Source organism: Nocardia sp. SYP-A9097 (assembly GCF_009649815.1).
Taxonomy (GTDB): Bacteria; Actinomycetota; Actinomycetes; order Mycobacteriales; family Mycobacteriaceae; genus Nocardia.
Genome location: NZ_WJIC01000015.1, coordinates 157,507 through 170,894 on the forward strand (window position 1 = coordinate 157,507; position 13,388 = coordinate 170,894).

At 66.0% G+C, this 13,388-nt stretch carries 12 protein-coding genes; 5 read left to right on the forward strand and 7 right to left on the reverse strand.

What is annotated here, in order from left to right; translation table 11 throughout:
* The first annotated feature begins 42 nt into the window (after positions 1 to 42).
* Together GFY24_RS43450 and GFY24_RS26930 are read left to right on the forward strand one after the other, a co-directional pair.
* Entirely contained in the window at positions 43 to 1,257 is a 1,215-nt protein-coding gene (locus tag GFY24_RS43450; protein WP_309231378.1) for a DUF445 family protein, read from the forward strand.
* A 216-nt stretch (positions 1,258 to 1,473) separates the two neighbouring features.
* Positions 1,474 to 2,895, forward strand: coding sequence for a short-chain fatty acyl-CoA regulator family protein (locus GFY24_RS26930; protein WP_309231379.1), 1,422 nt, complete (start codon positions 1,474 to 1,476; stop codon positions 2,893 to 2,895).
* A gap of 600 nt (positions 2,896 to 3,495) precedes the next feature.
* Here the strand turns inward: GFY24_RS26930 and recG are convergent.
* On the reverse strand, positions 3,496 to 5,766 hold the full coding sequence (recG, locus tag GFY24_RS26935) for an ATP-dependent DNA helicase RecG (protein WP_309231380.1): 2,271 nt from the start codon (positions 5,764 to 5,766) through the stop codon (positions 3,496 to 3,498).
* The gene (locus GFY24_RS26940) at positions 5,767 to 7,470 is read right to left on the reverse strand and encodes a DAK2 domain-containing protein (RefSeq protein ID WP_153807876.1); all 1,704 of its coding nucleotides are present in this window, start codon (positions 7,468 to 7,470) and stop codon (positions 5,767 to 5,769) included. It abuts the gene before it with no gap.
* A gap of 284 nt (positions 7,471 to 7,754) precedes the next feature.
* On the opposite strand from GFY24_RS26940, the gene rpmB reads away from it, so the two are divergent.
* Together rpmB and GFY24_RS26950 are read left to right on the forward strand one after the other, a co-directional pair.
* The gene (gene rpmB, locus GFY24_RS26945) at positions 7,755 to 7,946 is read left to right on the forward strand and encodes a 50S ribosomal protein L28 (protein ID WP_039799620.1); all 192 of its coding nucleotides are present in this window, start codon (positions 7,755 to 7,757) and stop codon (positions 7,944 to 7,946) included.
* Positions 7,947 to 8,057: 111 nt separating this feature from the next.
* The gene (locus GFY24_RS26950) at positions 8,058 to 8,552 is read left to right on the forward strand and encodes a GNAT family N-acetyltransferase (protein WP_153807877.1); all 495 of its coding nucleotides are present in this window, start codon (positions 8,058 to 8,060) and stop codon (positions 8,550 to 8,552) included.
* Positions 8,553 to 8,585: 33 nt separating this feature from the next.
* Here the strand turns inward: GFY24_RS26950 and GFY24_RS26955 are convergent, their stop codons facing one another.
* Genes GFY24_RS26955 through GFY24_RS26965 form a run of 3 tightly spaced genes read right to left on the reverse strand, consistent with a single transcriptional unit; the run spans position 8,586 to position 10,573 of the window.
* Complete coding sequence (locus tag GFY24_RS26955) at positions 8,586 to 8,849, reverse strand: hypothetical protein (RefSeq protein ID WP_153807878.1); 264 nt, start codon at positions 8,847 to 8,849, stop codon at positions 8,586 to 8,588.
* Positions 8,850 to 8,885: 36 nt separating this feature from the next.
* Positions 8,886 to 9,563: a uracil-DNA glycosylase gene (locus GFY24_RS26960; protein WP_153807879.1), complete on the reverse strand. Its 678-nt coding sequence runs from the start codon at positions 9,561 to 9,563 to the stop codon at positions 8,886 to 8,888.
* A 47-nt stretch (positions 9,564 to 9,610) separates the two neighbouring features.
* Positions 9,611 to 10,573, reverse strand: coding sequence for a thiamine-phosphate kinase (locus GFY24_RS26965; RefSeq protein ID WP_309231389.1), 963 nt, complete (start codon positions 10,571 to 10,573; stop codon positions 9,611 to 9,613).
* Positions 10,574 to 11,096: 523 nt separating this feature from the next.
* Here GFY24_RS26965 and GFY24_RS26970 point away from each other — a divergent pair.
* Positions 11,097 to 11,684: a DUF3515 domain-containing protein gene (locus GFY24_RS26970; protein WP_375336106.1), complete on the forward strand. Its 588-nt coding sequence runs from the start codon at positions 11,097 to 11,099 to the stop codon at positions 11,682 to 11,684.
* Between the two features lie 199 nt (positions 11,685 to 11,883).
* Here GFY24_RS26970 and GFY24_RS26975 read toward each other — a convergent pair whose 3' ends face one another.
* Both GFY24_RS26975 and GFY24_RS26980 read right to left on the reverse strand, forming a co-directional pair.
* Complete coding sequence (locus GFY24_RS26975; protein ID WP_228566688.1) at positions 11,884 to 12,186, reverse strand: DUF6191 domain-containing protein; 303 nt, start codon at positions 12,184 to 12,186, stop codon at positions 11,884 to 11,886.
* A gap of 72 nt (positions 12,187 to 12,258) precedes the next feature.
* Positions 12,259 to 13,359, reverse strand: coding sequence for a D-alanine--D-alanine ligase family protein (locus GFY24_RS26980; RefSeq protein ID WP_153807881.1), 1,101 nt, complete (start codon positions 13,357 to 13,359; stop codon positions 12,259 to 12,261).
* Between the last annotated feature and the right edge of the window lie 29 nt (positions 13,360 to 13,388).

Here is a 13,388-nt window from a genome sequence, read left to right on the forward strand (position 1 = left end):
AGGAGCGGGCATGGCAATCCGAACAACGGAGTCGATCGCCTCGTGATCGCCGATTTCGCCGACCACTGGCTGCTGTACTGCTCGATTCCGGTGGTGGCCGCGCTCATCGGCTGGGTGACCAAGATCGTCGCCGTGCAGATGCTGATGTATCCGCTCGAATTCCGCGGTATCCCACCGTTCCTCGGCTGGCAGGGCGTCATCCCGCGGTCCGCGCCGCGCATGGCGACCATTGCCGTGGATCTCATGTTCGGCAAGCTCATCGATCCGCAGGACATTATCGCCCGCATCGATATCGCCGAGCTGACAACGCGTTTGCGTGAACCCCTGGACGCGGGCGTCGACTACATGGTCCGCGAAATGATGATGAAGCATCAGCCGCGGCTGTGGGTGAACATGCCCGATATGGCGCAGCGCGCGATAATCGAACGCGCGCAACGGGATCTACCGCGGTTGATCGAGGATATCGTCTTCGATCTGCGTACCAATATCGATCAGGTGATGGACCTGCGCGGGATGGCCATCAACGCGCTGGTGGACGATAAAGAACTGCTGGTGGAGATGGTGCGCCGGGTAGGCGCGAACGAGTTGCGGTTCATCGTGCGATCGGGACTGATCTTCGGCACGGTGCTCGGCTTCGTACAGATGGTCACCTGGGCGTTCACCCATTCGTCCTGGCTCATGCCGGCTTTCGGTGGTTTCACCGGACTGGTGACGGATTGGCTTGCGCTGCAGATGATCTTCCGGCCGATCAAACCGGTCGGCATCGGCCCACTGCGCTGGCAGGGACTGTTCCACAAACGCCGCGAGCAGGTGTGCACCGATTACGGCGATCTCATCGCCACCGAAATCCTCACCCCCGCACGGATTCTGGAAGCCGTCCTGAACGGTGAGCGTGCCGACCGGTTGGCCTCACTGCTGAATCATCACGTCGGCGAATTCCTCGATCTGCAGACCGGACCGGCAAAACCGTTCATGCTCATGGTCGCTCGCGACAGCTACACCGCATTGGAACGCGATGCCGTGCGCTTCGTCCTCGATCATGTGCGTGCCGCCGCCAACTCGGGTTTCGACCGGCATGCGATGGAAGCCCTCGACGTGCGCAGCCTGGTGATCGAGAAGACCAAGCAACTCGATGACGACGAATACGAGGGCCTGCTGCGCCCGGCGTTCAAGCAGGACGAGTGGAAGCTCGTCGCCATCGGCGCGGTCCTCGGATTCCTGGTCGGCGAACTTCAGGTTCACCTCATACTGGCCTGAGACGGTCGATTGCCCGGCCGATTGCCACCCCGGTTCGGCCGCGGCCGGGGTCGCTCGCGCGTACGATGAGCGCCTTGCATGAAACCGCCCAAACCGCCGAATTCGCATGCTACGCAGTCGCACCGCGAGCGCGAAACGCCACGCAGCAATAAGAAGAAGTCGCGAGTCCTTTCAATTTGCGATGTTTGCGAAGCGCGATCGGTAGCATCCTGCACTGTGCGCAAGATGTATGCGGGTGCTCGACTACGGCGGTTGCGCGAGGAACGGCGGATGACCCAGGCGGCCTTGGCCAAATCCCTGGATCTCTCCCCCAGCTACCTCAACCAACTGGAGCGGGATCAGCGGCCCCTCACCATTCCCGTGCTGCTGAAATTGAACTCGACATTCGATCTGGATGTGCAGTTCTTCGCCGCGGACTCCGACGCGCGCCTCGTCTCCGACCTACACGAGATCCTGGTGGAGGCGGCGGGCGGCAATGCGGCGCCGGTCGCGGAGGTCGAAGACCTGGCCACCCGCATGCCCGAAGTCGCGAAAATCGTTGTGGCCATGCATCGTCGACTACGCGCGGCCACCGATCAACTGGACCTGCTCTCCTCGAAGGTGGCCACACCTACGGGCGTACCCGGCGTGCCCATGCCGTACGAGGATGTGCGCGACTTCTTCTACGACCACCACAATCACATCGCCCAACTGGATCTGGCCGCCGAGCGGTTGTTCGAGGACTGCGGGCTGACGGTGGGATCACTGGACCGCCAACTCGCCCGCATCGCCGAGGAACGCGCGGGCGTCACCGTCCTGGTGCGCGGAGACGGCGCCGACCCGAATGTGCCCAAGCGCCACTATGAACCGGAAACCCGCACGCTGACCCTCGCGCGACGATTACGGCCGGGGCAGCGCGCCTTCCAGATCGCCTCGACACTGGCATTCCTGTTGCACGGCAATCTGCTTGATGAAGTGCTCGACGAAACACCGTCTCTCGCAGGCGAATCCCGCACGCTGGCCCGCATCGGCCTGGCCAATTACTTCGCGGGCGCGCTCATCCTGCCGTACAGCAAATTCCTGCGCTCGGCCGAAGAACTCCACTACGACATCGACCTGCTCAGCCTGCGCTTCGAGGTCGGCTTCGAGACCGTCTGCCACCGGTTGTCCTCCCTGCAACGCCAGGGCCAGCGCGGCGTCCCCTTCTTCCTGATCCGCACCGACCGCGCGGGAAACATCTCGAAACGCCAGTCCGCCACCGCCTTCCACTTCTCCCGCGTAGGCGGCAGCTGCCCGCTGTGGGTGGTCCACGAAGCCTTCGCCCACCCGGGGCGCATGCTCACCCAGGTCGCCGCCATGCCCGACGGCCGCCGCTACCTCTGGGTCGCCCGCACCACCACCCCGACCCCGACCGGATTCGGCACGGCATCGAAAGAATTCGCCATCGGCCTGGGCTGCGATATCGAATACGCCGACCGCCTCGCCTACTCCCGCGGCCTGCAACTCGACGACCCGGCCACCGCCATCCCCATCGGCGCGGGCTGCAAGGTCTGCGAGCGCCCCAACTGCACCCAACGCGCCTTCCCCCAAATAGGCCGCCCCCTAGCCATAACCGAGACCACCAGCACCGACCTCCCCTACCCCCGCCTCCCCCACTGACCCAATCCCCCTCCCCCGCAGCCACATCCACCTACCGACCGGCAGGGAGCTTGGCGAGTGTGCTGGCAGGGCGGTGATATGGGCGGATTGCCGCCCTGAGTGCACACTCGGCGGGGATCGGACCTTGGGGACGGCGTTTTAGGCACGAGCCGTTGTGTACACGGGGCCTTCGTAGCCGAATACCCTGCGGGACAGTACGTTCCAGCGGGGTTCGGAAGAAGGCCAAGAATCTTCGGAGTGGTTACGCCGCCTGCCGTACCCGGCTTTCGCTCCCCCCTTTGGGAGCCGCACTCTCACCTACCAGCCTGGCGGGCAGGCCGTGGTACCGATCTCGAGCAAAAAACCCAAACCCCAAAGACCAAAACCCCCAAATCCCCCACCCTCCGAAGCCATCACACCCCGTGTCTCACCGGCACACCCCTTGTACACGGGGTGTGCGGGCACGAGACGGGGTGTGATGAGTCGATAAGGGTGTGCCCGGTCCCCCGGAAACGCTTCACCTTGTCCGGATTGTCCACCTTGGGTTGTCTCTTCTTCTCTTCCTGGCGTCTTTGTCTTTTGGTCTTTTGTCTTTGAGGCTCTTGTCTTTCCGCCCTCAACTCACGACTTCGCCAGGTACTCCAGGCGTTCGCCATCCACTGCGGCGTGCATCATGCCGGCCAGGCCGGGGTGCTTCTTCAACCCCGGGTCGGATTCTGTTATCTCCCTGGCCAATTGCCGGGCGGCGGTGATTACCTCCAGGTCGTCCAGGAGGGACAGGAGGCGGAGGGTGCGGGCGGTGCCGGATTGGGCGGAGCCCAGGACGTCGCCTTCTCGGCGTTGGCGGAGGTCCAGGACTGCCAGCTCGAAGCCGTCGGTGGTGGCGGCTACTGCTTCCAGGCGGGCCATTGCCGTTCCTACGGGGCCGGATTCGGTGATCAGTAGGCAGAGGCCGGGGTGTTTGCCTCGGCCTACTCGGCCGCGGAGCTGGTGGAGTTGGCTTACGCCGAAGCGGTCGGCGTCCATGATGGCCATGACTGTGGCATTGGGGACGTCCACGCCTACTTCGACGACTGTGGTGCAGACCAGCACGTCGATGTCGGCCTCGTTGAAAGCTCGCATGACGCGGTCTTTTTCGTCGGAGTGCAGGCGGCCGTGCAGTAGGCCCACGCGGAGATCCTTCAGCGGGCCGGTGGAGAGCATTTCGAAGATGTCGACCGCCGAATGTGTGGTCGGGCCTTCCTTCTCCTCTTCGGATTTCGCCTTGCGGCCCTTGGCTTTTCCGTTCTCCTCCTCATCGCCGATGCGGGAGCAGACGACGTACGCCTGGCGGCCCGCCTGCACCTCCTCATGGATGCGTTCCCAGGCGCGATCCACCCATGACGGTTTCGCCTTGGCGGGTACCACTTTCGAGGTGATGGGGGAGCGGCCGCGCGGGAGTTGGGTGAGGGTGGAGGTTTCCAGGTCGCCGAGGGTGGTCATGGCTATGGTGCGCGGGATGGGGGTGGCGGTCATAACCAGCAGGTGTGGGCTGATGCCGTTCCTGGCCTTGGCGCGCAAGGCATCTCGCTGTTCTACGCCGAAGCGGTGTTGTTCGTCGACGATCACCATGCCGAGGTCGAAGAATTCGACATTGTCCTGAATCAGGGCGTGGGTGCCGATGAGGATGCCCGCCTCGCCGGTGACCGCATCCAGTAGTGCGGCCTTCTTCTGGCCGGCGGACATGGAGCCGGTGACCAGGACCACCTTCGTGGCGATATCGGCCGCGCCGAGTTCACCGGCATTGCCGAGATCGCCGAGCATGGCCTTCAATGACCGATAGTGCTGTGCGGCAAGCACTTCCGTCGGGGCCAGCAGGGCGCATTGCTGGCCGTTGTCGACCACCTGCAGCATGGCGTGCAGGGCGACGATGGTTTTGCCGGAGCCGACCTCGCCCTGAAGCAGGCGGTGCATGGGGTGGGTGCGGGTCAGGTCGGCGGCGATTTCGTCGATGACGGTGTGCTGACCCTCGGTGAGTTCGAAGGGGAGGCGCTTGTCGAAGGCGGCGGCGATGCCGTCGGTGCGGGGCGGGCTGGATTTGGCGGTGCGGCCTTCAGCCCGGTGGCGGCGTTCGGCCAGGACCAGTTGCAGGGCCAGGGCCTCGTCGAAACGCAGTCGGCCCCTTGCCTGTTCGATATCGGACTTGCTCTCGGGTAGGTGGATCAGGTGCAGGGCGTCCGAGACCGGGAGCAGGGAATGCTCGGTGAGCAGGTCCGCGGGGAGCGGGTCCTCGATGGGGTCCAACTGGTCCAATATCTGGCGGACGCAGCGGAGCAGGTCCCAGCTCTGCACCTTGGCGGTGGCGGGGTAGACGGGGATGAATTCGCGTTCGAAGAACGAGACGTCAACGCCGCCCGCACCTTTCGCGCTCTGCGCCAGACCGCGCAGGGCTCCGCCGCCGCGTACTGCGGTGAGGTTCTCGATGGAACCGTCGCCCTTGTCGGGCAGGATCAGATAGTCGGGGTGCGAGAGATTCCAGCGGTCCGGCCGCCACCAGTGCACGGTGCCGGACATCATGGCGCGCACACCCTCCTTCACCAGGTGGCGCACCTTGTCGCCGTTGAAGAAGGTGACCTCGATGGGCTTGGCGCCACCGGTATCCAGGCTCACCTTGAGCAGGCTGCCGCGCCGATTCTTCATGGGCCGCAGATCGGTTTTGGTGACCCGGCCCATGACGGTGATGTGCTGGCCCTCCTCGGGCGCCTCCTCGGTGAGAGGCTGACCCTGGGTGGCGTAGCGCGCCGGATAATGCCGTAGCAGGTCCTCGACGGTGTGCATGTCGAATGCCTCGGCCAGGGGTTCGGCGGCTTTCACGCCGAGCACGTGGTCGAGCCGATCACCCAGTGTCGCCACCTATTCCACCCCGATCTGCACCAGATCACCGGCTTGACCGCCGGGATACACCACCACCTCGACGCCGGGGAACGCGGCGCCGACATGCTCGGCCAATTCTTCCGAAAGTCCCTGCGGCGCTTCGGCTCCGACCAGCATGGTCACCAATTCGCCACCGAGACCGAGCATTCGGTCCAACAGGGTGCGACCGGCGGCCCGCATATCGGGGTCGATGACGACCACATCCTGCCCGACCAGCCCCAGCCCGTCGCCGGCCTCACAGGTGCCGACGATCGTGAGCGCCCGCTCCGGCGCGATTCGTAAAGCGCCCCACCGCGTTCCGGCCGCGGCCTCGGACATGGCGAACACATCGTCGGCCGCGATCCGCCCACCGTCGTGCATGGACAGCGCCGCCAGCCCCTGCACCATGGACCCACTCGGCAGCATCAGCACATCCCGATTCCCGTCGCGCGCGGCCACACTCACCGCCATCAACTCGTGTGCGGGCAGCGCCCCGTTGGGCAGCACCAGCACCTCCCGATGCGGCAACCGCCGGATCCCCGCCAGCAGCGCCTCCGCCGTGACCTCGCCTTCGAGCACCGCCGCCCCGGCATCCTCGAACAGCCGAACGGCCCCATCCCCGGCGGCCACCGCGAGAATCCCGCGCTCGCCCGGCTCCTCCGGTGCATACGCGGAAACCGCGAGCGTCTCGATCCGAATCCCACTCAAACGTCCGACGACCAAGCCGGCCTCGACGGCCGCGCCCGCATCCGCACAGTGCACATGCGCCGACCAGGTCCCGCCCCCATCCCCCACCACGACAACCGAATCCCCCAGGCCCCCAAGCTCTTCCCGCAACGCGTCCACACCGGCCGCATCGGCCCCGGTCAGCAGGAACATGACCTCGTAGTGCGGCGCACCCTCGGCGACGGCATGACCCGACCGCCCACCCGCGGCCGAATCTCCATCGCCACCACCCGAATCACCCACGCGGCTCGCCCAGCCACGGGTCGCGCTGCCATGCGCACCGAAGCCGCTGCGGCCCGCCACCTCGCGCTCCGGCACATACTCGGGCCGGTGCGGAGCCTGCCCGCTGGTGATCAGCACCAATTCGTCCAGCAGCACCAGCAGCCCGCGCGCACCGGCATCAACTACGCCCGCCCGCGCCAGCACTCCCAATTGCGAGGGCGTCTCCCCCAGTGCCTTGGCCGCACCATCGGCGGCGGCCAACGCCACCGCACTCAATGTCTTCTCCGAACACTCCGCCGCATGATCGGCCGCCCGATCCAACACGGTGAGCATGGTCCCCTCCACCGGCGAACTCAGCGCCTCCCGCACCAATCGCGCCGCCCGCCGCAGCGCAAGGCGCAGCGTCTGTTCGTCGAGGTCGTCATCACCGACCGCATCCGCCACCCCCCGCAGCACCTGCGAAAGAATGATTCCCGAATTCCCGCGCGCCCCGAGCATCGCCGCCCGCGCCATGGCGGTGGCAATCGCTCGCGCAGACCCTCCGGTCACCTCTTCGGCCGCACGAACCGCGGCACGCATGGTGCTCAGCAGGTTGGTGCCGGTGTCGGAGTCGGCGACCGGAAAGACATTGAGGCTGTTTATCTCGTCCCGGTGGCGGGTGAGGGCTTGCAGGCAGGCCTGGGCCCACCGCAGCAGCGCTGCACCGTCGAGCACGTCCCCGACCCTGGGCACCGTCACCGTCCTTTCGCCGCACATCACGTCCCCCCGAATCCCGGCTGCCAGCCTAGTCGGGGCTACCGACACCCCGCTGTCACCTGCCGTTCGCCTGGCCCCGCCGGAGGGTGAACCGGGGGCAATTGGACACGCCGGGTTGGGGGCGGTTACTCTTGTGCGGTTGCCCGACGCGGGCACTGATCCTTTCTCGGGAATCAGAAACGCGTTCGCTAGCGATTCGCTGGCAGGCACGTCCAAGACATTAAAGTTTCCGGACTCGCTGTTATTGCAGTGTGTCCCCACATGACATGAAGGAGCTCGCGACTATGGCTGCCGTCTGCGACGTCTGCGCCAAGGGCCCCGGCTTCGGTAAGTCGGTTTCGCATTCGCACCGGCGCACCAACCGTCGTTGGAATCCGAACATCCAGACTGTGCGTGCGCAGGTTGCCCCCGGCAACACCCGCCGCATGAACGTGTGCACCTCCTGCCTCAAGGCCGGCAAGGTCGCCCGCGGCTGATTGCCCGCTTTTCTACAAACGCCCCGGCACCCACAATGGGTCCGGGGCTTTTGTTGTGCCCCGGGCATATTGGTGGAGCTCGCCGAATGAATGGCGGAGCAGGGGGCGAAAATGAGTGCGTGGCAAGTGGTTCCACTCGAAGCCGAGCACGTCCACAGCTTGGCGCAATGCCATATCGAATGCTGGCGTGAGGCATATCAGGATCTGGTGCCCGCCCATGTGCTGGACGCGTTCGATGTGGGCAAGCGCGCGGAGGCGTGGGAGAAGATCCGGGTGAACTATCCGGGGCGCACGGTGGTCGCGGTCATCGACGACACCGTCATCGGATTCGCGAGCAGCGGTCCCAGCCGGGATGAATCACCGGTCGCCGAACGCGAACTCAGCGCCATGTATGTCCGGAAAGCCTGGTACGGCACCGGTGTCGCGCAGGACTTGATGAAAACAGTATTGGCCCAGGACGCCGATACCTCGCTCTGGGTGTTCGAGGAGAATCCGCGGGCCCGGGCCTTCTACCGCAAATACGGCTTCGAACTCGAGGGCGAACGCCGTGTCGAAGCCTTCACGCCTTCCATGGAAGTGCGTATGGTGCGCCGCATCACCGGCTGATCGGTGCCGCCGCCACACCGATCAGGCGATCAGCTACTTGTCGCCGGTGAAGCAGTCCAGGTTCTGGCTGATCGTCATCGGCAGGCAGGCGATGCGCGAGGTCACCTGCGAGCTCATGGTGGTGGCGCTATTGGTGTCGAACAAGCTCGCCACCTGAGTGCCACCCTCGGTCGACGCGGGCGCGTTGGTGAAAGGCTCCAACGTCAACGCTTCGGCGCCGGCGACGGCGGGAGCGCTGGCGAGGGCCGCTCCCGCTACCAGCGCCACGAAAACACTACGGGCAGTCTTGTTCTGCATTCACATGCTCCTGAATCGGTTCAAACGGGATCGCGCTTAGGGCAGACGCCAGTCCACCGGCGCGGCACCCAATGTACCCAGCAATTCGTTGGTACGTGAGAACGGGCGCGATCCGAAGAATCCGCGCGAGGCGGATAACGGTGAGGGATGGGCGGATTCGATGAACGGGGTCGACCCCAGCATCGGCTTCAAAGTCATGGCGTCGCGGCCCCAGAGAATGGCGACCAGCGGCTGGTCACGGGCCACCAAAGCCCGAATTGCCTGCTCGGTCACCGCTTCCCAGCCCTTACCGCGATGCGAGGCCGCCTGGCCGGGCTGCACGGTGAGGACTCGGTTCAGCATGAGAACACCCTGATCCGACCACGGTGACAGATCACCGCACGACGGCATCGGGAGTTCGAGGTCCTTGGTCAGTTCGGAGAAGATATTCGCCAGGCTGCGTGGCACCGGTTTGACATCCGGTTCCACCGAGAAACTCAGCCCCATGGCATGGCCGGGAGTGGGGTACGGATCCTGGCCGACGATGAGGACCCGGACCTTGTCGAACGGACGCTGGAAGGCGCGCAGCACATTATCGCCCTTGGGGAGATAGCCACGCCCGGCAGCGTTTTCGGTACGGAGGAATTCGCCCATATCGGCAATGCGATCGGCCACCGGTTCCAGGGCCTCGGCCCATCCAGAATCGACGACCTCCGACAGCGGTTTGTTGCCCATGTCGGGAGAACTTATCGTGGCGAGTTTCCGAGCGGAAGACCGCCCACCTATGCGAAGGATTCCCAACCGGTGGGTCCGGTTCGAGCGGTGCCGTCCACCGTGACGCCCGAACCTTCGGTAACTCGGCCGATACGAACCCAACCCGCTGGCAGAGCAACGGATTCGGGGAAAGTCGCGGCGAAGGCGTGGTCTTCGCCGCCCGCCAGAATCCAGTCGAGGGCGCTTGCGCCGAGGGCTTCGGCGATCGGTTCGAGGATGGGATCGCGCAGGGTCGCCGAGTCGAGATCCATGGCGACACCGGATGATTCGGCAATATGCCCCAAATCAGCCAGGAGGCCGTCGGAGACATCGGTGAGGGCATCGACCCTCACCCCGGGCGGCAAATCCAGCACAGCGGCGTATGGGGGCTGCGGAACCTTGTGCACGGCAACGACATCCGGCCAATGTGAGGCGTCCACACCGGGATGGTTCTCCGGATTGTTGCCGTCGAGCAGCAGCGCCAGCCCCGCGGCGGACCAACCGAGCAGTCCGGCGACGGCCACCACATCACCCGGGCGCGCGCCCGACTTGAGAATCGGCTCACGCCCGGCCGGATCACCGAACGCGGTCACCGAGATCACCAATAGTGGAGCGCGCACCACATCACCACCCGCGATGGAGGCTCCGGCGCGCTCGGCCTCGGCCCACATGCCATCCGCGAGATCGGTGATGAAATCGACCGGGGTCTCCGGCGGGCAGCCGAACGAAACCACGAACGCGCTCGGCGTGGCGCCCATGGCGACCACATCCGCCGCGTTCTGTGCGATCGCCTTGCGGCCGATGTCACGCCCGCTGGACCAGTCGAGCCGGAAATGCCGGTCCTGCACCAACATGTCCGTTGTCACCACGAACCGGCCATCCGGTGCGGCCACCACCGCCGCATCATCCCCAGGCCCGAGCAGCACACCTGGCCCCTGCTTCCGCCCCGCGTTGATCCGCGCGATCAACCCGAACTCCCCGAGTTCGCGCACGGTCTTCGCATCGCTCCCGTACCCGGGAAAGCGATCGGCAGTGGCGCGGCTCGCAGAACCGCGTGGCCTGCTACTGGCGGTGATGACGGTCTCCTCGGCGGTGAGTGGGCTGCGGACGTCGGACCTCGAAACGGTACCCTCGGACACGAAATCGACGACCACCAGCCGGGACGCGCTGTGCCCCGGCACGGCACGATCGGGGACCGACGACCGGATGAGCAACGACACCCGCGGCAGCGAACCGGAATCCAGCACGCCCGAGGCGACTGCGCCCGGAGCGGTGGATATCGCGAAGCAGCCCGCCGCCGACAGCACGCAGGCATCCGCAGCCGACGAGTCGAGCGACTCCGGCAAGGACGCGCGGTCGGCCACCGACGGGACCGGCGACTCCGGCACGGACACGCAGCCGGCCGCCGACGGAACCAACAACTCCGGCACAGCGACCGCCACGGCCGACGCGAGCGATGCAGGCGAATCCGCCGAGACCGCCCGCGCCGACAAGCCGAGCGCGGACGACAGCGCGGTGAAGTCCACGGACACGGACGAATCCGACGCGGATGAGGATGAGCCGAGCGAGGGCCGGTCGCCCGCGCTGATCGCCACGGCTGTCGCGCTGCCGATCGCATTGGTCGCGGGTGTGCTGGTGATGGGTGTACTGGCGAATCGGCATCCGACTCGGGAACCGCTGGTACTCGGCGCGGTGGGAGCCCCCGCCGCCACGGGTCCGCAGTGTTCGGCGCTACTGCCCGCGCTGCCCGAGAAGTTCGGCGACTACACCACGTCCGAACTCGTACAGCCCGCTCCGGCCGGTGCCAAGGCGTGGCAGCAGGCCGACGGCGGCGACGCGATCGTGCTGCGCTGCGGTTTGGAGCGGCCCATGGAATTCAATCGCGCCTCACCGCTGCAGGTCGTCAACAATGTGAACTGGTTCGACGTGCGCGACTCGACCAGCGGCGCGGCCTCCGGCACCTACTGGGCGGTGGATCGCGGCACCTACATCGCGCTGACCATGCCCGACAACGCGGGACCGACTCCGTTGCAAGAGATTTCGGACGCCATCACCAAAGCGATTCCGCAGCAGCCGCTCGATCCGGGACCACTGCCCAACTAGTGGCACGGTCCTGCGATGTGGATCCCGGCCAAAAGCATGCCGGGATGACGGGGAGCCCGCATGCCGGGAACGCGGGGGCCACCGCGTCGAGAACCCGGAGGCCGGCGTGCCGAGAACCCAGGGACCAGCGTGGCGGGATGACGGAGAGCCGCACCTCTTGACGGGACTTCGGCGGGAGCCGAGCTCGTCGGGACGCGGGTCAGAGTTTGCGGATTTTGACTTTGCCGGCGGTGAGGTCGACGTCTATGCCGCCGTCACCGTCGCCGGGGTTCTCGCGATGCATGAGGACGGTTTGGCGTTGCTCGAATTCGTGTTTCTTGCCGGGATCGAAGACCGAGCCGAAGGTTTCGAAGCCGATGGCGGCGGCGCCGCGGCCCTCGGATTCGGCCTCGGGGTCGCGCATCCAGGGGAGGCCGGTGCGGCCGCTGACCTTGCGGTACGCGACCTCGGCGAAGGCCACCACGATAATCAGCAGGGCCAAGCCGGGGATGGTCATCGCCATGAGCACGCCTTCGAGGCTACCCAGCCTCAGATGTGGCTGTCATCACCCGCAGGTCGCACCATGCACATTGATTCAGCGCAGTCCCGTGCCGCGCGCCAATGCGGTTTCGACGAGGTTGGTCACCAGGTCCCGGCGACCGATACCGGTGGCCTCCCACATGCGCGGGTACATGGAGATGGCGGTGAAGCCGGGCATGGTGTTGATTTCGTTGATGACCGGGCCGTCGGCGGTGACGAAGAAGTCGACGCGGGCCAGGCCCTGGCAGTCCAGGGCGCGGAAGGCTTGTACGGCGATGTCCCGAATCTGTTGCGACACATCGTCGTCCAGCTTGGCGGGGACATCGAATTCGCAGACGTCGTCGAGGTATTTGGTGTCGAAGTCGTAGAATTCCGGGCCCTCGAGGGTTTCCTCGGGCATCCGAATCTCCGCCACCACACTGGCTTCCACGCGACCGTCCGGGAATTCCAGTACGCCGCACTCGACTTCGCGGCCCACGATCCCGGCCTCGATGATCACCTTCGGATCATGCTGTCGCGCAACGGTAATCGCGGCCTCGAGCTCACTCCAGGCGTCGACCTTGGTAATGCCGATGGAAGACCCACCGCGCGCGGGCTTCACGAACACCGGCAGGCCGAGCCGCTCGCGATCCGCCTCCGACAGCGTCGCGACACCCGGCCGCAGCACCACCTGGATGCCGATCGGAAGCCCTTCCGCCGCAAGGAGTTTCTTGGTGAATTCCTTATCCATACCGGCGGCACTCGCAAGCACACCCGGGCCGACATACGGCAGCCCGGCGAGCTCCAGCAACCCCTGCAGGGTGCCGTCCTCACCGAACGCGCCGTGCAGCACCGGGAAAACCACATCGACACTGCCGAGTACCGCGTCCGGGCTGCCGAGCGGAACCAGTCCGCCCGCGCGGCTGGGGTCGGCGGCGAGCATCAGTTCGGTGCCTGCCGAATCCACCGACGGCAGTTCCCGGCTCGCGTCCGCGGTGAGCGCGTGCGAGTCCGCGGAGTTCAGCACCCAGGTGCCGTCGCGGGTGATGCCGATCGGAACCGCCTCGTACCGTTCGGGATCGAGGCTGCCCAAGACCGTACGGGCCGACACACACGAGACGCCATGCTCGTTGCTGCGCCCGCCGAACACCACCGCCACCCGGATCCTGTTGGTCATGCCCGGAACCATATCCGGCGGTGATGCCA

What these genes read in the sequence shown, in the direction of transcription:
- GFY24_RS26960 (WP_153807879.1), bottom strand. Translation starts at nt 9,563, where the DNA reads ATGGGCAACAAACCGCTGTCGGAGGTCGTCGATTCTGGATGGGCCGAG.
- GFY24_RS26940 (WP_153807876.1), bottom strand. Translation starts at nt 7,470, where the DNA reads ATGTGCGGCGAAAGGACGGTGACGGTGCCCAGGGTCGGGGACGTGCTC.
- GFY24_RS26980 (WP_153807881.1), bottom strand. Translation starts at nt 13,359, where the DNA reads ATGACCAACAGGATCCGGGTGGCGGTGGTGTTCGGCGGGCGCAGCAAC.
- GFY24_RS26955 (WP_153807878.1), bottom strand. Translation starts at nt 8,849, where the DNA reads ATGCAGAACAAGACTGCCCGTAGTGTTTTCGTGGCGCTGGTAGCGGGA.
- GFY24_RS26975 (WP_228566688.1), bottom strand. Translation starts at nt 12,186, where the DNA reads ATGGCGATGACCATCCCCGGCTTGGCCCTGCTGATTATCGTGGTGGCC.
- rpmB (WP_039799620.1), top strand. Translation starts at nt 7,755, where the DNA reads ATGGCTGCCGTCTGCGACGTCTGCGCCAAGGGCCCCGGCTTCGGTAAG.
- GFY24_RS26950 (WP_153807877.1), top strand. Translation starts at nt 8,058, where the DNA reads ATGAGTGCGTGGCAAGTGGTTCCACTCGAAGCCGAGCACGTCCACAGC.